Source organism: Candidatus Magnetobacterium casense (assembly GCF_019173545.1).
Taxonomy (GTDB): domain Bacteria; phylum Nitrospirota; class Thermodesulfovibrionia; order Thermodesulfovibrionales; family Magnetobacteriaceae; genus Magnetobacterium; species Magnetobacterium cryptolimnobacter.
The window spans coordinates 1-1,159 of record NZ_JABXWD010000746.1 but is presented as its reverse complement, the minus strand read 5'-3'; the positions used below and the strand labels follow the sequence as shown (position 1 = coordinate 1,159).

Genomic DNA, 1,159 nt, shown 5'->3' with positions numbered 1-1,159 from the left:
TGGGAGAGGGATATACTTAAATAATATATGATTTTTCAGGCATGTTAGTTTGCAGTATGCTTTAATTCCGGTAAATTGTTGTAGAAACAGTTCCGTATAATATAAAATAAGGAGGATATAGCAATGAGTCTTACGGTAACGTCAGATGTTGTGGAGGGCATAGCAAGGATCACCCTCGTTGGTGAGGTGGATTCCGGCTCCGTTGGTAAGTTCAAGGACGAGGTGGATAAGGTGGCCAAGGCCTCCCCAAAGGAGATCGTGTTGTGTGTGAAGGAGCTAAGTTTTATGTCTTCTGCGGGACTGCGGGTGATCGTGTTTGCCAAACAGAAGCTCGGTGTAAGCGTTCCCATATACGTAGTTAAGCCCCAGGAGATGATCGTGGACACACTCAAAAAGACAGGGCTGTTGCACAGCGTAAGCATAGTTGATGAGCATAACAAGTGTGATTAGAAATCCAAAGGAGGAAACGATTAATGTCCAAGAAGATTTTAACCGTGTTATCGGAGTATGGTTTTTGGGGTGAGGAACTGCTGGGGCCTATGGAGAGGCTCGAGGCTGCGGGTTACGAGCTTGTCTTTGTAACGCCAAAGGGGAAACGTGCCCCTGCCCTGCCACCCAGCATGGACGGGACGTATGTTGACCCGCCCTTGGGCACATGCGTCACGTCGGAGGCAACGGCAGCAAAGGTACGGCTCCTGGATAAGGACAAGAAGCTCGATAATCCGATAAATCTATTCGCCTGGTTCCCCGAAAGGCCGTATTACAGCGCTCCCAACTTCCTGCGCGACCTAGAGAAGTATCACAAGACCGTAAAGGAAAAACAACAGGATATTCAACAGTACGATGCCCTTCTGATCGTTGGCGGTAGCGGCCCAATCGTTGATATGGTCAACAACCAGCGCCTGCATGACGTAATCCTGGGCTTTTACAAGGTTGACAAGCCCATAGCGGCCGTCTGCTACGGGGTGGCATGTCTGGTGTTTGCACGCGACCTGGTTGAACGCAAGTGCATAATCCGTGGTAAGCACGTCACCGGCCATTGCATCGAGTACGATTACCATGACGGCACGGGCTTTATGGGCACGGACTTTGTCATCGGTCCGCCCCCCTATACCCTGGAGTATGTCCTGACCGACGCCGTGGGTCCAGAGGGACAGTA

2 protein-coding genes are annotated in these 1,159 nt (G+C 50.6%); both read left to right on the top strand.

The features are described from left to right. Nucleotides 1-123 precede the first annotated feature (123 nt). The gene (locus HWQ67_RS19235) at nucleotides 124-450 is read left to right on the top strand and encodes an anti-sigma factor antagonist (RefSeq protein ID WP_218254309.1); all 327 of its coding nucleotides are present in this window, start codon (nucleotides 124-126) and stop codon (nucleotides 448-450) included. 23 nt (nucleotides 451-473) lie between these two features. Continuing rightward, nucleotides 474-1,159, top strand: a 686-nt coding sequence (locus tag HWQ67_RS19230) for a type 1 glutamine amidotransferase domain-containing protein (RefSeq protein WP_218254308.1), incomplete at its 3' end; no start/stop codon positions are given.